Genomic DNA, 20,658 nt, shown 5'->3' on the forward strand with positions numbered 1-20,658 from the left:
TTTTCGGGTTATTCGGATTTCAATGTCGACAAGAGCCACGATTTTTCATTCGCATGATCCCTTAAGTTTAGCAACACATCTTCTGGATAATAAATTTTTTCATCCGATTGTCTCGAGTTCAAAATCGACTGGACGAGCATCGACACTTCCGAAATCTCTTTCCGTTCCCCATCGTTCATCTGAAGATAAATGCCTTCATACTTCCCCTGCCCTTTGTACAAGTCATACGGCAACTGACTCAATTGATCTTCGAGCAAGTAATATTTCGGCGGAAGTCCGATGCCTTCCATCGTCTGCCGCAACCGTTCCATATAGCGGACGCGGTTCGCTTCCGGGAAGTTTTTATATTTCAATAAACGACGATTCACGAAACGGCTCGATAAATCGGCTAGAATCGCGTCGTCTTCCTCCATCCATTCCTGGAAATAGAAGTAGACGACCGTCTCGTCCAACTTTAAATATTGTTCAAGCGACATGCCGTTTTGGTCAAAAATTGGTAAGAAATGTTTCGGCATCATCTTGAATGCATAGCCGCTCTCATATAGTTCCTGCGCTCGCTCGAGAATCGCTTTCAAGAGGAGGTCACTTGAACGTGTCGCTGGGTGAAGGTACACTTGCCAATACATTTGATAGCGGCGCATGATATAGTCTTCAATCGTATGCATCCCCGACTGTTTGACGACGACTTGGTCCTCATCTGGTCTAAGAACACGCAACATGCGCTCTAAATCAAACTTTCCATAACTGACACCCGCAAAGTGCGCATCACGTAATAAATAATCCATCCGATCGACATCGAGCTGCGAACTGAGCATATTGACGATCAAGCGGTTCGGATGCGTCTTGTTGATGATGGAGGCCACCTCTTCTGCGAACCCGACACCCATCTCCGACAACACTTGGTTGACCTCGGTATCGCCTAAAATGATGCGCTCGGTCCACACTTCATGGCGAACAGAGAAGACATGTTCGAACGCATGTGAGAATGGGCCGTGACCGACATCGTGCAAAAGCGCCGCCGCTAACAACAGTTCACGGTCGCGGTCATCCCATTCCGGATATTGTTGGAACTGGTCAATCAATTGGCGCGCAATCTCATAGACGCCGAGAGAATGATGGAATCGCGTGTGCTCTGCGCCGTGGAACGTCAAAAAGGATGTCCCAAGTTGCTTGATGCGGCGTAAACGTTGAAACTCTTTCGTGTTGATCAGTTCCCAAATAAGGTGATCGTAGACGTAAATATAACGGTGTACCGGGTCTTTAAACACTTTTGACCCAGATAATTGTCCTCGTGACGAGTACATGACATGCCCTCCTACGTTTCGTTATGTTCTAGATTCGACTTCAAACGAATCGTTCCCTCCATGCTATAATGAGAAGGAAAATTATTTGTGAAAAGGAATTAAGTATATGATCCATCCATTATTAAAACAACCGAGCTATCGTGTGATCGACCAATCGAGCCTTGGCACGATGTTTCAAGCGGAACAATCGTTCGCGACTGATGACACGTTATGTGCTTCGACCCAACAATCAGGCGCTGTCTTGCGCGCATGGGTGCACACGAATACGATTGTACTCGGAATTCAAGATGCAAGGTTACCTCATTTAAAAGATGGGGTCCGGTATTTGCACGAGCGCGGCTTCCGGCCGGTCGTCCGTAACTCAGGTGGGCTCGCCGTCGTGTTAGACGAGGATGTCCTGAACTTATCTTTAATCTTACCCGAGAATGACGGCATTCAAATCGACAGCGGCTATGAGGCCATGACTTCCCTCATCCAACACATGTTTCAAGACGTCACGAACGACATCGTCCCAGGTGAAATCGTCGGCTCGTACTGTCCGGGAAGTTTCGACTTGTCGATTGACGGCAAAAAGTTCGCCGGTATTTCACAACGACGCGTCCGTGGCGGCGTCGCCGTTCAAATTTACTTGAGCGTAAGACAGAGCGGGAGCGAACGTGCCGAAATCATCCGAGACTTTTATGAATTGGCCATCCAAGGGGAGGCGACCAAGTTCACATACCCGACCATTGTACCGGAAACGATGGCGTCGTTAGAAGACTTGCTCGGCATTCCTCTCACGGTTCAAGATGTTCTGACACGGGCCTACCGCGTCCTTTCCACTGTCAGTACGCTCCAAAACGCGTCGCTGACGGCTGAAGAACAAACGACACTCGTGAGCCAGCTCGAACGGATGTGGAAACGGAATGAACCATTACGCGAGATCGAACAACAATTAACAGAGGAGTGATTCATCCAATGTTTAAACTGATCACAGACACCGGGGCCGATTTGACGCACGATCAAATCATTGAGTACGGTCTTGAGATTTTACCGCTCGGTGTCATCATCGACAACGAAGAGTTTTTAGACGGGGAGACGATTCAACCGAAAGACGTATACGATGCGATGCGTCAAGGTAAGACACCGAAGACGTTCCAAATCGAGGCGTCGCGAATCGAGCATTGCTTCCGTCAACATCTCGAAGCCGAAATCCCGTTTTTATACCTCACTTTCTCCGGAGAACTCTCCGGTACATATCAAACGGCTGTCATGGTCGGTGAGATGCTCAAAGAGGAGTATCCAGACAGCACGTTCAAGATTATCGATACGCGAACGGCTTCTGTCGGACAGGCATTGTTCGTCAAGACGGTCGCAGAGTACGGACAAGACCATACGTATGAAGAAACAAGTGAATATGCTGCTTCACTCGTCGGAAAGATTCGCCACTTGTTCACGGTCGAGTCACTCGAATATTTGATGCGGGGCGGACGCGTCTCGAAAGCGAGCGCTTTCATCGGTGACTTGTTGACGATTCTGCCGTTACTGACGGTCGAGGACGGGAAGCTCGTCCCGATTGAAAAGGTACGCGGTCATAAAAAGGTCATGCGCCGTATGGTCGAATGGACGATGGAATCGAAGTCACTCGTCGAGAACGGGGACCTTTTCATCGGTCATGGCGACGACTCTAAAAAAGCGGAACAGTTTGAGAAGATGGTCCTTGGACATGTCCAACCGAAACACATCACGAAAACACTTGTCGGCTCTGCCATCGGTGCCCATACCGGTCCGGGTCTACTCGTCATCGCCTATTTCGAGGCATAAAAAATGAGCTCCCCGCCATCGGGTGAGCTCATTTTCGTTTAGCGGTTCCAGTTTTTAAATCCATCTCCAAACTGTGCATAGTTCTCGTCTTGGAATACACCGTCCACAAATTCCGGCACGTCTACCGGCAACGTTCCTTGCGGCTTCACTTCGCCAAAAATGGCACGAATGCCCGCCGGCAAGTTCGGTCCGGCCGATTTCAAGTTACCCGCTTCCGAGTCCGGTCCGTTCGGATCGCCTTTGAACCCATAGATCAAGAGCTGCGCCGGAGCGTCTGGCTGAACGGCTACATCGTATGGGTTACGCAAGCTGAGTAAGACTGATTTCTTCCCTGTCTCGTTGGCGTAACGGAACACTTCCGCCGGCACGTAATGGTCAGCCGATGTCGGCTTCAATTTTGCGCTATTGTTCACGTTCGAACCGACAATAATGTAATCGGCTGCCTCGACTTTTTGCTGAAGTGCCGGATTTTGCGTTAAGTGTGGCGTTGATGCCGAATAGTTGGCCGTGATGACGTTCACGCCTTTCATATTCCCGGCGTTCTTCTCAAGCGACTTGATTGTCTTCACCATACTGTCCGTTTGATCTTTCGCTGGTGACAAGACGAGCACCGTGTCCCCTTTTTTCGGTTTGAACGGGAGTGTCTTGTCCTCATTCTTCACAAGTGTGACGGCTGCTTCCGCGATTTCACGCTCTTTCGCTTTATGCTCCGCACTACCTACGACTGCGTTCGCTTCTGTAAGCTTCGCCTCGAGCGTCGTCGAGTCAATCGTCTCTCCCCAAATGCCGCGCTCTGCCTTCAGTTTTAAAATACGCTCGACCGACTCATCGATAGTCGCCTCTGATAAACGTCCATCCTTCACCGCTTGGATGACTTCATCAAAGATGGCTTCAAGTTTGATTACGTCTGCTTCCGAACGCAAAATCGTCGGCATGAGGGCGATATCGACGCCCGCTTCAAACGTCTTGATGACCGCTTCTGCTTCCGTAAAGTTGTCGGAGATGGCCTGCATGTTGAGCGCGTCGGTCACAACAATCCCGTCATATCCGAGTTCCTCACGTAGCACTCCCGTGATGACATCGTCCGAGAGCGTCGCTGGGAGTGGGAACGTCCCACGATCCGACTCGACGACCTCATCTTCGATTTGCGGCATGCCGATATGTGCCGTCATGATCATGTCGATCCCTTCTGTAATCGCACGTTTAAACGGCAACAACTCGAGTCCACGCAATTCGTCGAGCGACTTATCGACAATCGGTAGTCCATAGTGTGAGTCGACTGCCGTATCCCCATGACCCGGGAAATGTTTCGCCGTCGCCGCGACACCTTGGTCTTGAATGCCTTGTGTCATCGCTGACCCGAGTTCGCCGACTAGTTCAGGGTCGCTCGAGAATGAACGGACCCCAATGACAGGGTTTCCCGGATTGTTGTTGACGTCGAGTACCGGTCCGAAGTTCACGTTTACCCCGAGTGCGTTCAATTCAGAACCGATGATGTTTCCAGCGTCATACGCATATTGACTGTTCCGAGTCGCCCCGATTGCCATATTTCCTGGTAAGTTCGTCCCTGTCCCAAGACGCGTCACGATACCCCCTTCTTGGTCAATCGTGACAAAGAGCGGAATGTCGTTACTGTCGTCTTGCTTCACGACTTCCTGTAAATCGTGAACGAGTTTCGTCGTCTGTTCCGTCTCCTTCACGTTCTCCGCAAACAGAATCACGCCACCGAGATCAAAACGATCAATCACACGCGCCACTTCCGGTGCAAGAGAAGTATGGTTCGCCCCGTTCCAAAGCCGGAAGTCCGGCATGATCATCTGCCCGATTTTTTGTTCGAGCGTCATCGATTCTAGCTTCGTGTTGACGCGCTGGTCGATCGACATCGTCGGCGTCCCTTCCGCTACGACCGCATCCGCTGCCGGAATCGATGAAACGAGTAGTGCCGTCGTCAATCCGAGTGTTGCTGTCCAGTTCAATGCCTTGTTCATGTTCCCCACTCCCCTTAGTCCAATTTGACTGACCCCCAAACGAAAAGGCATGGAGGAAGAAGCGTTGCCTCATCAACGCTCGTTCACCCCATGCCTGATCGCATCAGTTACATTTGGTTCTTATTCAGGTGGTCAACAACAGTATAGCAACTCCATTTTTCAGAAACAATGACTCATGTGAAAGCGTAACCATTTTGAAACAATGTTTCTGTTTTGATACACAGAAAACTGTATTGGCAAAACCAATAATTTCCGTGGTTCGTTTTTGATTCTTTTTTTGGTAAACTCAATTCGATACAGGTTAACTTTCAAAAAGGGGGAAATTATTGTGGCAAGAGGGGAACTGAAACGAAAGCCGGAATGGTTGAAGATTAAATTAAATACGAACGACACGTATACCGGTTTGAAGAAGATGATGCGCGAAAAAAATCTACATACGGTATGTGAGGAAGCCAAGTGTCCGAACATCCATGAATGTTGGGCGGTACGTCGGACCGCGACGTTCATGATTTTAGGAAGTATTTGTACACGTGCCTGCCGCTTTTGTGCCGTCACGACCGGTAAACCGAACGAGCTCGATTGGGAAGAGCCAAAGCGCGTCGCCGAATCCGTACGCCTCATGAACTTGAAGCACGTCGTCATCACTGCTGTCGCCCGTGATGACTTGAACGATTACGGGGCTACTGTCTTCGCAGAAACGGTTCGTGCCGTCCGTGCTATGAATCCAGAGACATCGATCGAAGTGCTCCCGTCTGACATGATGGGTGACTTCTCTGCCTTGCAGACGTTGATTGATGCGGGTCCTGACATCATGAACCATAACTTAGAGACGGTTCGTCGCCTCACACCGAGAGTCCGTGCCAAAGCGACATACGACCGCACACTCGAATTCTTGAAACGCTCAAAAGAATTGAACCCGGATATCCCGACAAAATCGTCAATCATGGTCGGACTCGGAGAAACGAAAGAGGAATTGATTGAAGCGATGGATGACCTCCGCGCACACAACGTCGACATCTTGACACTCGGTCAATACTTGCAACCGACGAAGAAACACCTCGAGGTGGAACGTTACTACCACCCGGATGAGTTCGCCGAGTTGAAAGAGATCGCACTATCAAAAGGATTCTCACATTGTGAGGCAGGTCCGCTTGTCCGCTCGTCTTACCATGCGGATGAACAAGTACACAAGGCGCGTCGCCACACGATGTTGCCAATCGACTAATAGAAAGAAGAGAGATTATGACTGGTACGACGTGGCACTTACTTAGAACTGAATCCACTTCACCGGCTGAGAATATGGCGATTGACGAAGCCATCGCCAACTGGGTCGCGAAGGGAGAACTCAAACCGACGCTTCGTTTTTATTCATGGGCACCTCATGCGATCAGCGTCGGACGTTTCCAGCGGGCTACGCGTGACTTGGACCGTGACGCCCTCACGAAGAACAACATTCCGGTCGTCCGTCGCCTGACCGGGGGACGCGCCGTGTTGCACGCCGATGAGTTGACGTATAGCGTCATCTTGCCCGAATCGACCCCGGCCCTCCCAACGAATATCATCGAGAGCTATCGCTTGCTCACGGAAGGAGTCCGTCGTGGTTATCACGAGCTCGGTGTACCAGCCGAGTTTTCGGTGCCGTTGACAGAAGAGGACCGTGAGGCGCTCCGCAAACCGAAATCAGCCGTCTGCTTCGATGCCGCCTCCTATTATGAGCTGGCCGTCGACGGGAAAAAGATTGCGGGTAGCGCACAAGTGCGCCACCAAGGGGCCGTGCTTCAACATGGATCCATCCCTCTTTCTGTCGACGATGAGGTATTGTTTGACTGTTTCGCGATGGAGGAGCACGAAAAACGTGAAGCCAAAAGTCGGTTCAGCGAAAAAGCCGTCGCCTTGAACGATACGTTACAGCGCTTCGTCTCCTTTGACGAAGTAGCGGCCGCGTTCGAGACCGGCTTCAAAGATGCCTTCTCGTTGACGTTCGAACCGCTCGTCTTCACGAAAGAACAGCAAGCCGAAATCGATCTGCTCATCAAGAAGTATGAGAGTGATGAATGGGTCTGGAAACGCTAAAAAGATTGTCCCTTTTGACTGGGACAATCTTTTTTTATGCCGCGTTCGTTCGGCGCAACAGATGGCGCACTTCCCGGAACGTGACGAATGTTTTATTGTTCGCATCATACAATTTGTAACGTAACGATTTCAAACTTGAAAACAGTCCGATTGTCGTCGCCCGTTGTAACGGTGGTGTCGACGTATGTGCCTTCTCCAAATGATAGTTCGGGACACGCGGACTCAAATGGTGGACATGATGGAAACCGATATTCCCGGTCACCCATTGGAGCACTTTCGGCAATTCATAGTATGAACTTCCTTCGATTGCCGCCTTCACGTAATCCCACTCCTGCTCATCCTCAAAGTACGAATCTTCGAACGTGTGCTGGACATAGAACAACCAAATCCCAAGTACGCCAGCGATGAACATCGTCGTGCCTTGAACAATGAGGAACGCTTGCCATCCGATGACATAAATCAACGCACTGTATAACACGACGAGTGAGAGATTAATGATATGTGTGTTTTGGCGTTCTTTCTTACGGGCGTCTTTTCGATTGAAGCGGCTCGTCACGAGAATGAGCCAGAGCGGTCCAAGACCGAACATGACGAGCGGATGACGATATAGGCGATACTTCAATCGCGTCCATTTCGAGGCTTCGATGTACTCCTCAATCGTCATGACCCAGATGTCCCCAACGCCTCGTTTATCCAAGTTTCCGCTCGACGCATGATGAATCGCATGCTCTCGCTTCCACTTCTCGTACGGGAATAACGTCAAGATTCCTGTAATGGTTCCGACAATCGCGTTCGCCTTCTTATTTTTGAAGAACGAACCGTGTGTGCAGTCATGGAAGATGATGAACATCCGCACAACAAATCCTGCCGCAATCAACGTGAACGGTAATGTCAGGAAAATCGAGACACTCAATAGTCGATACGCTAAGAACCATGATACGAGAAACGGTAAAATCGTATTGATCATCTGCCGCACACTGATCCGGATATCGGACTTTTCAAACGGCGAGACGTGCTTTCTTAATTGGGCAATCTTTTCTTTACTCATAACAACCTCCTTGAATTCAACAGCGTCACAACGCAAAAATATAAATGAAACCAACAACCAACGTTGTTCAATGTGAATTCATGGATCGGAAAGTCCTCCCTATCAAGAATTAACACTAGGTCATTATATCATGTATAAAAAATATGTGGTGAAAATTCAGAAAAAAGACTTGTCTCATTTTTAGGTGAGACAAGTCTGATGGATTTATTGCTGCGTATAGATGGAAACCGAGCCGCCGTTGACGAAGAACTCGCCCCAACCATCTGCATTGATCGTCACGAGACGACCATTGTTGCCGGTCATGTCTTTCCATACTTCTCCCGCGTTCTGCTTCCCGACATACATCCACTTCGAACCACCAGGTCCGTCCGACAAAATTGTCGCAAGACCTGACTTCGCACGGTCTGTCACACCTTCACGTGTCCAACCGATGACGTCTTGGTGGTTGATGTAGTCATGTTGTGTGCCATAGGCAAAGTCTTTACGCGCTTTCAAAATCGGTTGAAGAGACCCTGACATGTTCGGGATCTCACGGTTCGTTGTCCCTTTCGTCCCGTAATAATCCCCGTAGAAGAGTGTCGGGTATCCTTGACCGCGTGTCATGATCGTCGCATAGGCGAGCGGTTTGAACCAATTGGCAACCGTCGACTCGAGTGATTGCCCAGGTTGTGAGTCATGGTTGTCGACAATGGTGACGGCGAGTGTAGGATGCTGCTCGACGACCGTTCCTTTTAGAATGTTGCGCATGTCATAGTAACCGCCACCGTTCCCTGCCGCTTGGAAGTTGTAGTGGAGCGGTACATCGAATACCGAGTGAGTATAGCCCGTCTTCGCCAAGTAATCATTGATAGCCCCAAGGTCGTTTTTCCAATACTCCGCGACGGTGAACATCTCTTTCCCCGTCGTCTGACGGACGCTTGTCACCCACTCTTTCAAGTACGAATGATTAATATGTTTGACCGCATCGAGACGGAATCCATCGAGACCGAGCGAATCCGCGTACCATTTCCCCCAGTTTTTCATCTCTTGTCGCACTTCCGGATGCTCAAAATCAACATCGGCGTACATCAAGTAGTCATAGTTCCCGTTCTCCCCGGACACTTCACTGTCCCACGCTTTACCCGTGCTTCGGAATTTATAAATCCGGCTTAAGTTCCGTGACTGATCCCAATCAGTCCCGTCAAAGTGATACCAACGCCACTTGAACGGCGAGTATGTATTGTTGCGGCCCGCAAAATTGAATCCTGTCCAGGCAGAAATCGAATATTCCCCAGACGTCTCCTGATTCCGGTTAGAAGGATTGACCTCGACAGCCTGAACGGACTCGGTATAATCCGCTCCGCCCTTATGGTTCATGACCACATCCCCGTATACGCCAATCCCTTTTCCGCGTAAGTTGGAGATGGCCGACTGTAGCTGCGCTTTTGTTCCATACTTCGTCCGTGTCGTCCCTTTTTGATTGAACTCTCCTAAATCATACAAATCATAGGCCCCGTATCCGACATCATTTTGAGATGTCCCTTTATACGCCGGCGGAATCCAAACCGTGGAGATGCCGATGTCTTTCAAGTGCTGCGAATCGTTCGAGAGACGGTTCCAATGGAGCCCATCGTTCGGGACATACCATTCAAAGTATTGCATCATCGTACCGTTCTGTGGAGTTGCCGCTTGTGCGACCGGTTGCCCCGAAAGCAGTGCAATCGATGTCACTCCAGCCAGCACGGCAATCCCTTGTCGTTTCTTCAACATCATTCATTCCTCCTCAACTAAATAACGAAAGCGCTTGCATGAATTATTGTGAAGGATTTTGATTTTGTTGCATAGACTAATGTCTAAAAACAGTTCTCTCTCCCTAACTATTTTTCATTTGAATAGTTCAGTTGAACGAAACAAAGACGGATGGCTTGTGCCATCCGCCTAATCATCCTTGACGGCTTATTCGTTTTCGCTTGAAACGGTAGCCAATGTACGGTAGTCCTGTAAATACGAGACCGATTGTCACGAGTAGTTGAACACCGATCAATATCGTCTCGACGACGATTGGCCACTCAAACTGAAACAAGGAAAACAGGGCAATCCATAAAATACCTAGGATGAGCGCAGCTCGTCCCATCTGACGTTCCATGTCATGATATTTCTCCTCTGCCGTTTCGACATCCGAATAAATCGGCTTGGCATCTCGATTCCCTTTGAAAATATGAATCTCATCCCCGGTCGATGTGACATGTTGCCATCCGCTCGATGCAAACAGGTCAAAGTAGTCTTCATCCGGACGGGTTCGATAATCCAAACTATATTGAACGTCTTCCGGTTCCCCTTCAACGAGCGTGTATCCTAGAGGTGCGAATTGCTTCAAATGCCAACCCTTGGCTGCCATTCGTTCTAGTTTTCGCATCTCACGCTCTTCGGCAAACGCTAGTCCCCAGCTCGACATATACTTCTGTCTCATCGTGATCCCTCCATATCTAAAATGGCACAGGCATCTTCGACCATCGCCTGTCGTCTCTTCACATCATCCGTCAGAATCGAACGCCCTTTACGCGTAATCTGGTAGTTCTTTTTCTTTCCGTCCCCGTCCATCGGTTCAATCAGTTCGGCGTTCAATAATTTTTTGATAATCGTATACATCGACGCAGGACCGATTTGCATTCGTCCTCGTGTGATTTCTTCGACAAATTGCATGACCAAATAACCATGACGCGGCGTCGTGAGCGCCAATAAGATGTAAAACATACTATCCGTCAGTTCTCCTAACTCCAAGGAGTCCGTTCGCGGCATCTTCTTCACCTCCTATATCATTGAATGATACATTTCTTACGTTCAATATATATCGTTAAATGATATATGTCAATAAATGATATAAAAAGTCGCGAACAATTAAGTTCGCGACTTCTGTGTGAATCGATTTAGCTTGTGACGTAATCCAGATCGTGCAAAATATAGGCGAGGAAGAAAATCATACTCGGGTTTTCATAACGCATCTGGACTTTACGGAGCTGCTCGCGATACGTGACCTCATACTCGGCCCCGTTCATCTTCCGCTCCATGTTCATCTTGATGAGGGCATCGAGTTTGTCCATCATGTCGACGAGCATCCCTTCATACGTATCATCTTTCGAATCAGCCATATATCGACGGAACGCCGGTTGCATATATGCCGGCAACAGCCCGAGAAGACGTTCACTCTCTGCCCGTTCGTACGCCTCAAATGCCGCTCCCGTCTCTTTCGTCGAATGCTTGACCGGTCCAAGCACATCTCCGGTCACCCCTTCGACTAAGTCGTGACATAGTAGTCGAGCGACGAGCTCGGCGACATCGACGTCAACATCATACTTTTCACGTTCTAGGAGTCCACTGAACATACCGAGCGCGGCTGCCCGGAAACCATGAATCGCATCGTTATCGTCAATCGTGTTGAAGCGACCTTTCCAACGACGGACACTGTCCATTCGCATGACGTTCTCGATGAAGCGTAACACATCAGTCTCCGCCTCAACCTGATCGAACAGCCAACGCACCGAATCAATCGGATGATGACGGAGAGCGGCTTTCATCTCTTCTAACTTGTCATCGAAATGAGGAGAGCCATGGGCGACTTCCCGTCGTACGAATAGCATCGCATCAAAAGAATCGATTCCGTCGACAATCCGTCCTTCGAACGAGTCATCTTCCGCCTCAACAACAAAACGGTGGAAGTGAGGACGTAACGACTGTGACAACAATTCGACAAGACCGAGGCTCGCTGTCCGTTCCATGCGCTCGATGTGACCAATCAAGGTCGGCTCTTTTTTCGTCCGGTGCATGATCGGACCGGTCTGTACTTCATTCATGTCGTGGAAAATAGCTTTCCCGAGCAAATCGAGCAAGTCGACGTCACGCCCGTTCTCTTTTTCCACATAAGCCGCGATCAAGCTGAAGACCGCGACACGAAAGCTATGACTCGCTGCATTATCATGATAATGTGGGGCATATTCGTCCCATCGTTGCACGTTTTGCATGCGTGTCATCTTTCGGATAAACGTTCCGTTATGCATGGTTTCACTCCTTACGATAATCGTTCAAATACATCGTCATGACAGACGACATAGAGCATGTCTGTGTCTTGTAGTGGCAAATCGAGCATCGTCGCCACATCCAAGCGGTCATTGACCGCGATGAGTGTCACCCCTGATTCAAGTAATGCTGTATTTGCTTGTCGAACATTTTGCCACTCGACTTTTGGTTTCAACGCTTGGATGTTCCCACCCGACTGTTTGCTTAACAATTGACGGAAAATCGCCGTCGTCCCCGGTTGTAATGTCGCTTTCGCCATCAAGAGCGAGACTGAGTCATTCGCTAAAATAAAGTCGTCGACGCGGACGTGTTTGAATTTCGAGATATTCCGCTCTTCACACACTTCAACGACCGTGTGCAAATCCACTTGATATTCAGAAGACAGCGCCTCGACCGCTGAGGCAATCAAAAGCGATTTCCCATCGGCGAGTAATGTCTCCGTGATTCGCGCATCCGCAAAAATGGCCACGCGTCGTGCTTTCAGGACGTTCGCCTGCAATAAGACCGCTTCATCTGAGGCATCCCCTGAAACGAAGTGCACTTGATCGTGCACGTACGGCTCCTCGATCAATTGATCGATCAAGACGATTTCCGCTTTCGGTTCATAGTTAAGCACTTCATCAATTGCCTTTTTCGTCTTCGGGGACCACCCGATATACACATAATGTCCTTCTCCACGATACACTAGTCTTCCCTCCCGTTTTAACCGTTGAAACGTCGCGCCGATTTCAACTAATTTTCCAATCAACGCCCCGATAATCCCAATCCCGAATAGGAATAAGAAAATCCCGAGCCATCGTCCTGCCACGGAGGACGGATAAAAATCCCCATATCCGACAGTCGTCAGCGTCGTCATCGTCCACCAGAACGAATCAAATAACGACCCGAACGTCTCAGGCTCTAACCAATAACCGAGCACGGTCCCTAGGACGATAATGCCAATCGAAGCTAGAACGACATTTAAAAATGATAATTTCGCTAATCCTTTCCACACACGAAATAAGATATGCACTGTTTCCCCCTCCTTCTCTCTTATATACTAAACGTATCTACAAAAAGATTCACGAAACCATTTTGATCGTGATTCCGTATAAGAAGAAAAAAGGAAGGACTGACATATGAACTCAATCGTCTTAGAGTATCGTCTCTATAAAAATGAATTATCGTTCGAACCACTATACCACTACACGTCTCTCGGATTAGACGAAGTGCTGGCCCGTCGCGAGTGTGAGTTTTTCGTCAAAGACGGCATGACCTATAAGCAACGCTCGTCCGCCCTAGAAGGCGATCAATACTTCTTGATTTACGTCGACCGTTACACAGAAGGACCGATGGACAAACACGAAACGAGCGAAATCAAAGTCGAGATTCGTACGCTTGACGACCGCTTTGACAACCCGCTGCTCGAAGCCTATTATGTCGACCGTCACCTCGATGCGCTCGCCATGCTCGGGAGCCAGTACTTGTACGTCGCCGGCAAAGAATATGAACGTGATTCAGCAGAAACAGATGAAGATCGTGGTGTGTATGTCATCTATGTCACACCGACAGGTTATGAATTGGAGGAATCAACATGAAGACAAGCAAGAAAATTTTAAGTGGACTCTCGGTCGCCGTATTGACCACTTCCCTTGCCGCGTGTGGTGGGGACGAATATGAAGAGGCGGCACTACCGGAAGAACCGACCGGCTACGAATGTGACGATTGGGACTGGGATGACGAGACAGAATCCTATTATTGTGACGATGACCGCTCTCCTCACTTTGGCAGCTACTTCTTACTCGGTAGCCTGTTCAACTCAAAAAACGCATTGAAGAGCTCTTCGTCGTATAAGACGTATAAAGCAAATGGTGGCGCGACTGGCGCCGTATCGAACGGTTCCAATTCAGGATCGTCAAAATCTGGACTCGGTAGCGGCTCTAAAGGTGGATTTGGCGGATGACGCGTGACGAACTTTACAGTCAAATCCCTTATTTTTGGCCTGATTTAAACGATGAAGAATATGCCTTATACGATTGTTTCGAGATGACCGCCTCGCAGGTTGCCTCTGTCCGAGAGGCGACCGAGGCGGTTGACTCGATTTTCCGGAAGACGAATCAATTGTTACGCACGCTACCGGACGAGACGCTCCGACTGCTTGGTTATCCCGAGGCGAGCCTGCCGTTCTTACGGGAGAAGACGATGCCACAGGAGACGATCATCGGTCGTTACGACTGGATCATGAAAGACGGTCAACTCAAGTTGATGGAGTTCAATGCGGATACGCCGACCTTTATTAAAGAGCTGTTTGATGTGAACGGCGTGGTCGCTTCTGAGTTTGGTCTCCTCGACCCGAACAGGGAAGCCACCGCCCAACTGAAAACCGAGCTGCGGAAAGCTATCGTCGCCGCGTGGCAACGACTTTCTCGAGAAGGTACTCCAAAGATTGTCTTTACGGCACATGATGACAATATCGAAGACAAGTGGACGGCGCGCTTCTTACAAGAAACGCTCGACTTACCGTCTGAATTCGTACCGTTGCACGCTTTACTCGTCGACGAAGACGGTGTCTACACACCATCGGGGGAACGAATCGATATCTTGTATCGTCAAACATATCCAATCGAGCATCTCGTGGACGACCGAGCAGCAGACGGAGACTTGATCGGCATTCGGTTGCTCGAATTGAACCTACAAAAACATGTGTCGCTTCTCAACCCGCTCTCGGCATTCCTCATGCAGTCGAAAGGTGTCCAAGCCTTGATTTGGGAATTGTATGAGACCGAGACATTGTTCGATGAAGCCGAGCGCGACATCATCGGAACTTATTTTTTACCGACTTACTTAGAAGAGACACCGTTTCTCGGCGAATCGGATTACGTCAAAAAGCCGGCGTTCGGACGCGAAGGGGACTCCGTCATCTTGTACACGAAAGACGGCCAACCGTTTCACCGAGAAGCACTGCAAACGTATGCGGAAGAAACAGCCGTGTACCAACAGTTCATCGAACTTCCGATACGGATGACGACGACTGTCAAAGGTCGTGTCGAGACACATTATATGGTCGGATGTTTCTGTTTGAATGGACATCCGTCCGCACTCGGCGTCCGTGCCGGTAGCATGATCACGAACAACCAATCTTACTACTTAGCCGTTGGCACACCTACTCAAAAGGAGACAAACTCATGACTTTCATCACACTCGACTCAATTTTAAGCTTCCTCGCCCACCTCGGGACAGGGTTCGGTCTCATTCTCGCTGGACTCATCATCTTCGCACTAACGACCAAATATTCGGAACGTAAATTAATCAAAGAAGGCAACATGGCCGTCGCGTTGAAACTTTGGGGGAAAGCACTCGGACTCGCCATCGTCATCTATACAGTTTGGGCGAACAGCGTCAACTTGCTCGATGCGTTCATCTGGGGACTCGTCGGCATCGCTGCCCAAGTATTGGCATTCTGGACGTTTGAATATATCCTCACACCTGGCGTGAACTTAGAAAAAGAAGTCGAGAACGGCAACATGGCGATCGGTTTCAGCTTGTTCGCCGCATCACTCGTCGTCGGTATCATCGTCGCCGCGAGCTTGACGTACTAATTCAAACACCCCATGCACGCATTCGCGAGGCATGGGGTGTCTCTATTTATAACAGATTGGAGGAAGAATCATGTCCAAACGAATCATCCTACTCACGATCGTCTCCGGTCTTATCATCGTCGCCATCGCTGTCGGTGTCGGACTGTATACGTACACGAACATTCAGTCTGACAAGTCATACGAAAATGCCCAAAAAGAACTGAACCGTTATATCACGATGAATGACTGGTACGCCTATGAATTTCATAATCGGGAAGAGTCGATTCTTTCTTTTTATTCAAACGAAGATCGTTCCATCATCGGTCTAGCCGAAATCGATGTCAAGACAGGAAATTCAGTTTCTGTCACGAAACAAGTGACACCAGACCAACCGTTCGATTTTGTTGTGCTTGAAGACGGAGAAACCGAGTATATCGGTGTACGTCTCAATGACCGACCAGAAGAAGTTGTTTACTTACGGTTGAACGGTGACGATGTCTCAAAAGATTTTCTCGTCAACAATCCCGAGAACGAAGGCTACGCCATGACATACGTCATCGAAACAACAAAACGGTCAGATGGTGTGTGGTCGCTTGAGACGTTGGATACCAACAAACAAGTCATTCATTCAAGTGAACTCACGGAATAACCTATATTATGCGTCAAGACGACTTTTTCTAGTCGTCTTTTTTAGTTGGTCGCGAGTACAGCAGACGGTCCGAAAAACTCATATCGTGCCTGAGGAATCACACGTACAACCGTCTCCATCATGGCGTTCGGTCCGCACGTATAGACGTCATGTCCTTCGACATCAAGTGCCTCAAGTTGCGTCGCATTCATACAACCCGATACGTCATCCACGTGTGTGATAAGGTGGAGCCCATTAGCCACAAGTTCATCAAGTTCGTCTCCGAGCGGCCGGAGTGTTGTGCTGCGAATCGCGTGCAACAATGTGACGGAACGCCCTTGTCCGAGTGCCGTCTTCGCCATATTGAAGAGTGGTGTAATGCCGATTCCTCCCGCAATCAGTGTGAGCGGTCGATCTGACGCCTCAAGCGTAAATTCACCGGCTGGTGCGCTTACCGGAATTTCGGTACCGACCGTTTGTTCATGAAGCCAGTTCGAAACAAGCCCTTCTTGTTTCGGTGCGATCCAGTACCCGTTTTCTGTCGTATCGATGACGCTATATTGGCGGTGGTGCAAGATGTCCTCGCCAGCGATTCGCGCCTGAACCGAGATGTATTGTCCTGGGATGGCTGCACCGACGACCCCATCTTTCGCAACGAGACGCAATCGCTTCACTTCCGGTGTGTCTTCAATGATTTCTTCGATGACGAACGGTTTGAATCCGACCCACGGTGCGTCATCATACATCTGTTTCTCGAGTGAGATGAAGACATCGGCAATCACGCCATACGCTTTCGCCCATGCATCGATGATGTCTGGTGTTGCCGCTTCTCCGAGGACATCTTGAATCGCTCCGAGTAAGTTTTCACCGACAATCGGATAATGTTCTGGACGGATATTCAAACTCTTATGTTTATGGAGTGCCGGTTGAATGGCAGGAAGAATCGCTTCGAGCCGGTCGATATGAAGCGCTGCCGCATAGACCGCGTTCGCGAGTGCCTCCGGTTGGCGTCCTCGTTTTTGGTTCGTATGGTTGAAGAAGTGACGAACTTCTGGATTTTGTTCAAACATTCGTTGATAAAAATGCTTCGTAATCGTCACACCATGCTCTTTCAAAACAGGCGCCGTCGCTTTTACAATCTCAATCGTTTGTTGATCTAACATATGTTTATCCCCCTTTTGTTTCGTACACGTTCATTATGTGATTCAGGTCACTTTAAATCAATATATTAAATACTTGTTTAAAACGAGTTTCACGATTCCGACTCATTTCTGCCACCATCCTTTCACATTTACACGAATCGCACTTTTAGACGTTGTCTTGTACAATGGAAAAAGAGGTGATGATGGATGAGACTCACGCAAACGTGTGACTACGCACTCCGGACGTTAATGTATAGCGCCACGTTTTCACATCGGCTCGTCACGATTCAAGAAGTGGCTGACCAATACAACATCTCCAAAAACCATGTCATGAAAGTCGTATACGAGCTTGGCAAACATGGTTACTTGGAGTCGGTTCGTGGCCGTGGTGGCGGGTTCCGTCTCGCGCGCCCGATGGAAGACATCAACGTAGGCGAGGTGGTTCGAACGATGGAACCGCTCGAGCTCGTGGAATGCTTCGGGGAAGGTCGATGCGTGATCGCACCAGCCTGTGACTTACGAAGTGTGTTGAATGAGGCCATGCTGGCGTTCTTTCAAGTGCTCGACCGTTACACGATTGCCGATCTCGTCGCCAATCGAACGAACGAACTGGCCCTGCTCTTAGGCGTACAAAACCCGACGGACTGAAAAAAGTCCGTCGGGTTTTTGTATGTCTCTATTTTTAGGACTCATCGCCACCAACGTTTCATCATTTTTTTCACATATAGTTCTGGGGACGTCTGATGCATGAAATCTTCAAAACATTCATTCAGGTTGTTTTCTAACTCTTCATCGAGTTCATTTCCATCTTCGTCATACAATTCAAAATGTGTATATTTCCAATCGTTATACGCATCAAACAATAAGTCGTGGTAGCATTGCCAATGCTTACCGAAATTTGATGTGAATGTTGGCACCCATTGATTGATATAAATGTTGTGTAGCAACTCTTCGAATTCGGATGAGTACCAATGGTTATTTCCGAGCTTGTTAACCAAGTCTTGAAATGTTTCCAGCGTCATCGGTTCAACCTCTCCAGAATAGTCATAACTCACTTTATTGAACTGATAAGGATGGGGAAACGCCTCTTCTGTTTTTATCCATTGATGAGGCCGGTATTGCTCGATCATTTCACCTAGCAATCTGGCAATCACAAGATTGACTGCTTGCGTATCCAATTCATTCACCTCATTACAGTTATGAATGTTCATTCGATTACAATTTCTTTAGTCTCGATTCGATTTCCGCTCGTCTCGACTCCAGAAACGGCGGCAAGGCCAAACGTTCTCCGAGTGCTTCAACTGATTCATCCGTCGCGAATCCAGGTTCATCAGTTGCTAGTTCTACTAAGATCCCACTCGGCTCGCGGAAGTAGATCGACTGAAAATAGTAGCGGTCAATGAGACCGGAGTGACTGATCCCATGTGCGTCAAGCTTCTCAATCCACTTCGCCATATCGTCTGTATCTTCCACTCGAATCGCCACATGATGCACACTTCCCCGCCCTGGTCGTTCCGATGGCAAATCCGGCCGATCGACGAGATGAATCTCTGTCGCCACGCCACCTTCTCCCGTCTCAAAAACACGCACATCGTGACCATCCCGTTCAAACGTCGTCACATATCGATAACCGAGTATTTCAGTCAGCACCCGTGCCGTCTTGTCAATCCGCCGTACCGTCCACTCACTCCATCCGAGCCCGAAGATGCCGACGTCTGCTGGCACAGGACCCTTTTTCCAAGGTGTCCCGCTCCCTCCTTCCACCAGACAGAGACGTTGGCCTTCATGATCTTCGAACGAAAGGGTTGCCCTTCCTAAAACTGACTCGATTTCACCGTAAGATACATCGAACGTGTCAAAGCGCTCCTGCCAGTACGCGAGCGCCCCACCCGGCACTCTGAGCGCTGTCCGGGAAATACTGTTTGACCCTCGATACGTCTGTCCGAGAAACGGTAACTCAAAGAACGTCAAATCGGTTCCAGGCGTCCCGGTCTCGTCTGCATAGAACAAGTGATACATCGATGGGTCATCCTGATTGACTGTCTTTTTGACGAGCCGCATCCCTAGTATTTCCGTGTAGAATCGTAAGTTCTTTTTGGCATCCCCGGTCATCGCCGACACGTGATGTTGTCCTCCAATCGCTTTCATCCGCTATCTCCCCTTTCGACTATAACGTTATTGTATCACCTCCAACTAAGTAAAGTCTTCTTTACATTATGTAAAGTTTGTTTTACACTAGTGGTAGAAACTAGAAATGAGGTGGCACGATGCCATTAGTCAACCGCGTAAAAGAACTGCGTGCTCGGCACCAGTTAACCCAAGGGGACCTTGCCGAAAAGGTCGGTGTGACGAGACAGACGATCATCTCGCTCGAGAAAGGTAGCTACACGCCGTCACTCATGCTGGCGATGCACATCGCACGCGTGTTCGAGGAACCGGTCGAATCTATATTCACAATCGAGGAGGAAACAAAATGAAACACGTCGTCGTTCAGTCAATTTCCAGTATCATCTTGTATATCCTGATGGCTTTTCTATTCAGCTCATTTCTATCTGATGTATCGAAGACCGTCATCGAGTCTGACAGATTTCTCATTGAATTCAACTTACTGCCTATACTGTTACTGGTTATTTTCGGCATTGTTTGGACAGTCTATTCGTTTAACACCCGCCCGAATAAACAGTTGAGCTTTGCCCAATGGTCTATCCGCATGACCGAGTTCAGTGAGGTCGATGAGCGTGAACAAATCATCACAGCGAAAGCGACAAAAGCGGCATACGTCTCGTTCGGCATTTCCGTTCCTATTTTCATGGGATCGTTTATGTTCTATCCATTGTTTGAAGATACACTCCCCGCCTATCCAATTTATGCACTCGCCTCAACGCTCATCATCGCGACACTCGTCTATATGACGACCTGGATTCGCGGCTATCAACATTAAGGAATTCATCACGAATTCCTTTTTTTGTGTCCATTTTTCATCGATTCGGACATCATGATTGCCAATTCTATTACACCGTGCTTATATATAACTAAACGGTTATATAAAGAATGTAAGGAGT

The 20,658-nt window shown here is 48.8% G+C and carries 23 protein-coding genes; 12 read left to right on the top strand and 11 right to left on the bottom strand.

Translation table 11 applies throughout. The annotated features are described in order from the left end of the window. Positions 1-8 precede the first annotated feature (8 nt). Positions 9-1,304: an HD domain-containing protein gene (locus tag KNP62_RS07395; protein ID WP_214784885.1), complete on the bottom strand. Its 1,296-nt coding sequence runs from the start codon at positions 1,302-1,304 to the stop codon at positions 9-11. A gap of 106 nt (positions 1,305-1,410) precedes the next feature. Here KNP62_RS07395 and KNP62_RS07400 point away from each other — a divergent pair, with 106 nt between their 5' ends. Next, positions 1,411-2,253, top strand: a complete 843-nt coding sequence (locus tag KNP62_RS07400; RefSeq protein ID WP_214784887.1) for a lipoate--protein ligase family protein — start codon at positions 1,411-1,413, stop codon at positions 2,251-2,253. A gap of 8 nt (positions 2,254-2,261) precedes the next feature. Further along, on the top strand, positions 2,262-3,107 hold the full coding sequence (locus tag KNP62_RS07405) for a DegV family protein (protein ID WP_214784888.1): 846 nt from the start codon (positions 2,262-2,264) through the stop codon (positions 3,105-3,107). 38 nt (positions 3,108-3,145) lie between these two features. Here KNP62_RS07405 and KNP62_RS07410 read toward each other — a convergent pair whose 3' ends face one another. Then, positions 3,146-5,095 (bottom strand): glycoside hydrolase family 3 protein, encoded by a 1,950-nt coding sequence (locus tag KNP62_RS07410; protein ID WP_214784890.1) that lies wholly within the window; start codon positions 5,093-5,095, stop codon positions 3,146-3,148. 322 nt (positions 5,096-5,417) lie between these two features. Here KNP62_RS07410 and lipA point away from each other — a divergent pair, with 322 nt between their 5' ends. Together lipA and KNP62_RS07420 are read left to right on the top strand one after the other, a co-directional pair. Next, positions 5,418-6,320 (top strand): lipoyl synthase, encoded by a 903-nt coding sequence (gene lipA, locus KNP62_RS07415; protein WP_339962969.1) that lies wholly within the window; start codon positions 5,418-5,420, stop codon positions 6,318-6,320. Between the two features lie 17 nt (positions 6,321-6,337). Next, the gene (locus KNP62_RS07420) at positions 6,338-7,168 is read left to right on the top strand and encodes a lipoate--protein ligase family protein (protein ID WP_214784892.1); all 831 of its coding nucleotides are present in this window, start codon (positions 6,338-6,340) and stop codon (positions 7,166-7,168) included. A gap of 34 nt (positions 7,169-7,202) precedes the next feature. On the opposite strand, the gene desA is transcribed toward KNP62_RS07420, so the two are convergent. The 6 genes from desA to KNP62_RS07450 all read right to left on the bottom strand — a co-directional run bounded on the left by desA (position 7,203) and on the right by KNP62_RS07450 (position 13,281). Beyond that, a complete protein-coding gene (gene desA / locus KNP62_RS07425; protein WP_214784894.1) occupies positions 7,203-8,216 on the bottom strand; it encodes a Delta(5) desaturase DesA in 1,014 nt (337 codons plus the stop codon). Between the two features lie 204 nt (positions 8,217-8,420). Then, on the bottom strand, positions 8,421-9,962 hold the full coding sequence (amyS, locus tag KNP62_RS07430) for an alpha-amylase (protein WP_371743030.1): 1,542 nt from the start codon (positions 9,960-9,962) through the stop codon (positions 8,421-8,423). A gap of 175 nt (positions 9,963-10,137) precedes the next feature. Further along, the gene (locus KNP62_RS07435) at positions 10,138-10,665 is read right to left on the bottom strand and encodes a DUF2812 domain-containing protein (protein ID WP_214744697.1); all 528 of its coding nucleotides are present in this window, start codon (positions 10,663-10,665) and stop codon (positions 10,138-10,140) included. After that, positions 10,662-10,994 (bottom strand): PadR family transcriptional regulator, encoded by a 333-nt coding sequence (locus KNP62_RS07440; RefSeq protein WP_214744699.1) that lies wholly within the window; start codon positions 10,992-10,994, stop codon positions 10,662-10,664. The genes KNP62_RS07435 and KNP62_RS07440 overlap by 4 nt, the downstream gene beginning before the upstream one ends. A 128-nt stretch (positions 10,995-11,122) precedes the next feature. Beyond that, the gene (locus KNP62_RS07445) at positions 11,123-12,250 is read right to left on the bottom strand and encodes a YfbR-like 5'-deoxynucleotidase (protein WP_214784896.1); all 1,128 of its coding nucleotides are present in this window, start codon (positions 12,248-12,250) and stop codon (positions 11,123-11,125) included. An 11-nt stretch (positions 12,251-12,261) separates the two neighbouring features. Further along, positions 12,262-13,281: an ion channel gene (locus KNP62_RS07450; protein WP_214784898.1), complete on the bottom strand. Its 1,020-nt coding sequence runs from the start codon at positions 13,279-13,281 to the stop codon at positions 12,262-12,264. 106 nt (positions 13,282-13,387) lie between these two features. Here KNP62_RS07450 and KNP62_RS07455 point away from each other — a divergent pair, with 106 nt between their 5' ends. From KNP62_RS07455 to KNP62_RS07475, 5 genes are all read left to right on the top strand, one after another. Further along, entirely contained in the window at positions 13,388-13,846 is a 459-nt protein-coding gene (locus tag KNP62_RS07455; RefSeq protein WP_214694705.1) for a hypothetical protein, read from the top strand. Next, entirely contained in the window at positions 13,843-14,211 is a 369-nt protein-coding gene (locus KNP62_RS07460) for a hypothetical protein (protein ID WP_214784900.1), read from the top strand. The genes KNP62_RS07455 and KNP62_RS07460 overlap by 4 nt, the downstream gene beginning before the upstream one ends. Next, positions 14,208-15,437, top strand: a complete 1,230-nt coding sequence (locus KNP62_RS07465) for a glutathionylspermidine synthase family protein (RefSeq protein ID WP_214784902.1) — start codon at positions 14,208-14,210, stop codon at positions 15,435-15,437. The genes KNP62_RS07460 and KNP62_RS07465 overlap by 4 nt, the downstream gene beginning before the upstream one ends. Then, positions 15,434-15,847 (top strand): DUF350 domain-containing protein, encoded by a 414-nt coding sequence (locus tag KNP62_RS07470; protein ID WP_012727460.1) that lies wholly within the window; start codon positions 15,434-15,436, stop codon positions 15,845-15,847. The genes KNP62_RS07465 and KNP62_RS07470 overlap by 4 nt, the downstream gene beginning before the upstream one ends. A 70-nt stretch (positions 15,848-15,917) precedes the next feature. Then, the gene (locus KNP62_RS07475; protein WP_214784904.1) at positions 15,918-16,475 is read left to right on the top strand and encodes a hypothetical protein; all 558 of its coding nucleotides are present in this window, start codon (positions 15,918-15,920) and stop codon (positions 16,473-16,475) included. Positions 16,476-16,516: 41 nt separating this feature from the next. On the opposite strand, the gene KNP62_RS07480 is transcribed toward KNP62_RS07475, so the two are convergent. Continuing rightward, positions 16,517-17,617: a globin domain-containing protein gene (locus tag KNP62_RS07480; protein ID WP_214784906.1), complete on the bottom strand. Its 1,101-nt coding sequence runs from the start codon at positions 17,615-17,617 to the stop codon at positions 16,517-16,519. Positions 17,618-17,803: 186 nt separating this feature from the next. Between KNP62_RS07480 and KNP62_RS07485 the strand changes: the two genes are divergently transcribed. Beyond that, a complete protein-coding gene (locus tag KNP62_RS07485; protein WP_214784908.1) occupies positions 17,804-18,244 on the top strand; it encodes an RrF2 family transcriptional regulator in 441 nt (146 codons plus the stop codon). A 41-nt stretch (positions 18,245-18,285) separates the two neighbouring features. Here KNP62_RS07485 and KNP62_RS07490 read toward each other — a convergent pair whose 3' ends face one another. Together KNP62_RS07490 and KNP62_RS07495 are read right to left on the bottom strand one after the other, a co-directional pair. Beyond that, positions 18,286-18,774 carry a hypothetical protein gene (locus KNP62_RS07490; protein WP_214784910.1) on the bottom strand — a complete coding sequence of 163 codons (489 nt, stop codon included), beginning with the start codon at positions 18,772-18,774 and terminating at the stop codon, positions 18,286-18,288. Between the two features lie 37 nt (positions 18,775-18,811). After that, positions 18,812-19,744, bottom strand: a complete 933-nt coding sequence (locus tag KNP62_RS07495) for a ring-cleaving dioxygenase (protein ID WP_214784912.1) — start codon at positions 19,742-19,744, stop codon at positions 18,812-18,814. A 119-nt stretch (positions 19,745-19,863) separates the two neighbouring features. Here KNP62_RS07495 and KNP62_RS07500 point away from each other — a divergent pair, with 119 nt between their 5' ends. Beyond that, positions 19,864-20,073 carry a helix-turn-helix transcriptional regulator gene (locus KNP62_RS07500; protein ID WP_214694717.1) on the top strand — a complete coding sequence of 70 codons (210 nt, stop codon included), beginning with the start codon at positions 19,864-19,866 and terminating at the stop codon, positions 20,071-20,073. Continuing rightward, positions 20,070-20,537: a hypothetical protein gene (locus KNP62_RS07505; protein ID WP_214784914.1), complete on the top strand. Its 468-nt coding sequence runs from the start codon at positions 20,070-20,072 to the stop codon at positions 20,535-20,537. The genes KNP62_RS07500 and KNP62_RS07505 overlap by 4 nt, the downstream gene beginning before the upstream one ends. The last annotated feature ends 121 nt before the right edge of the window (positions 20,538-20,658 follow it).

This window comes from Exiguobacterium sp. s183 (assembly GCF_018617655.1).
GTDB classification, from domain to species: domain Bacteria; phylum Bacillota; class Bacilli; order Exiguobacteriales; family Exiguobacteriaceae; genus Exiguobacterium; species Exiguobacterium aestuarii_A.

Excerpts from the sequence above, each read along its gene's own strand:
- KNP62_RS07410 (WP_214784890.1), bottom strand. The coding sequence starts at position 5,095 with ATGAACAAGGCATTGAACTGGACAGCAACACTCGGATTGACGACGGCA.
- KNP62_RS07500 (WP_214694717.1), top strand. The coding sequence starts at position 19,864 with ATGCCATTAGTCAACCGCGTAAAAGAACTGCGTGCTCGGCACCAGTTA.
- KNP62_RS07475 (WP_214784904.1), top strand. The coding sequence starts at position 15,918 with ATGTCCAAACGAATCATCCTACTCACGATCGTCTCCGGTCTTATCATC.
- KNP62_RS07435 (WP_214744697.1), bottom strand. The coding sequence starts at position 10,665 with ATGAGACAGAAGTATATGTCGAGCTGGGGACTAGCGTTTGCCGAAGAG.
- KNP62_RS07400 (WP_214784887.1), top strand. The coding sequence starts at position 1,411 with ATGATCCATCCATTATTAAAACAACCGAGCTATCGTGTGATCGACCAA.
- desA (WP_214784894.1), bottom strand. The coding sequence starts at position 8,216 with ATGAGTAAAGAAAAGATTGCCCAATTAAGAAAGCACGTCTCGCCGTTT.
- KNP62_RS07470 (WP_012727460.1), top strand. The coding sequence starts at position 15,434 with ATGACTTTCATCACACTCGACTCAATTTTAAGCTTCCTCGCCCACCTC.
- KNP62_RS07505 (WP_214784914.1), top strand. The coding sequence starts at position 20,070 with ATGAAACACGTCGTCGTTCAGTCAATTTCCAGTATCATCTTGTATATC.
- KNP62_RS07465 (WP_214784902.1), top strand. The coding sequence starts at position 14,208 with ATGACGCGTGACGAACTTTACAGTCAAATCCCTTATTTTTGGCCTGAT.
- KNP62_RS07460 (WP_214784900.1), top strand. The coding sequence starts at position 13,843 with ATGAAGACAAGCAAGAAAATTTTAAGTGGACTCTCGGTCGCCGTATTG.
- KNP62_RS07405 (WP_214784888.1), top strand. The coding sequence starts at position 2,262 with ATGTTTAAACTGATCACAGACACCGGGGCCGATTTGACGCACGATCAA.
- KNP62_RS07395 (WP_214784885.1), bottom strand. The coding sequence starts at position 1,304 with ATGTACTCGTCACGAGGACAATTATCTGGGTCAAAAGTGTTTAAAGAC.
- KNP62_RS07440 (WP_214744699.1), bottom strand. The coding sequence starts at position 10,994 with ATGCCGCGAACGGACTCCTTGGAGTTAGGAGAACTGACGGATAGTATG.
- KNP62_RS07455 (WP_214694705.1), top strand. The coding sequence starts at position 13,388 with ATGAACTCAATCGTCTTAGAGTATCGTCTCTATAAAAATGAATTATCG.
- KNP62_RS07480 (WP_214784906.1), bottom strand. The coding sequence starts at position 17,617 with ATGTTAGATCAACAAACGATTGAGATTGTAAAAGCGACGGCGCCTGTT.
- KNP62_RS07420 (WP_214784892.1), top strand. The coding sequence starts at position 6,338 with ATGACTGGTACGACGTGGCACTTACTTAGAACTGAATCCACTTCACCG.
- KNP62_RS07445 (WP_214784896.1), bottom strand. The coding sequence starts at position 12,250 with ATGCATAACGGAACGTTTATCCGAAAGATGACACGCATGCAAAACGTG.
- KNP62_RS07495 (WP_214784912.1), bottom strand. The coding sequence starts at position 19,744 with ATGAAAGCGATTGGAGGACAACATCACGTGTCGGCGATGACCGGGGAT.
- KNP62_RS07485 (WP_214784908.1), top strand. The coding sequence starts at position 17,804 with ATGAGACTCACGCAAACGTGTGACTACGCACTCCGGACGTTAATGTAT.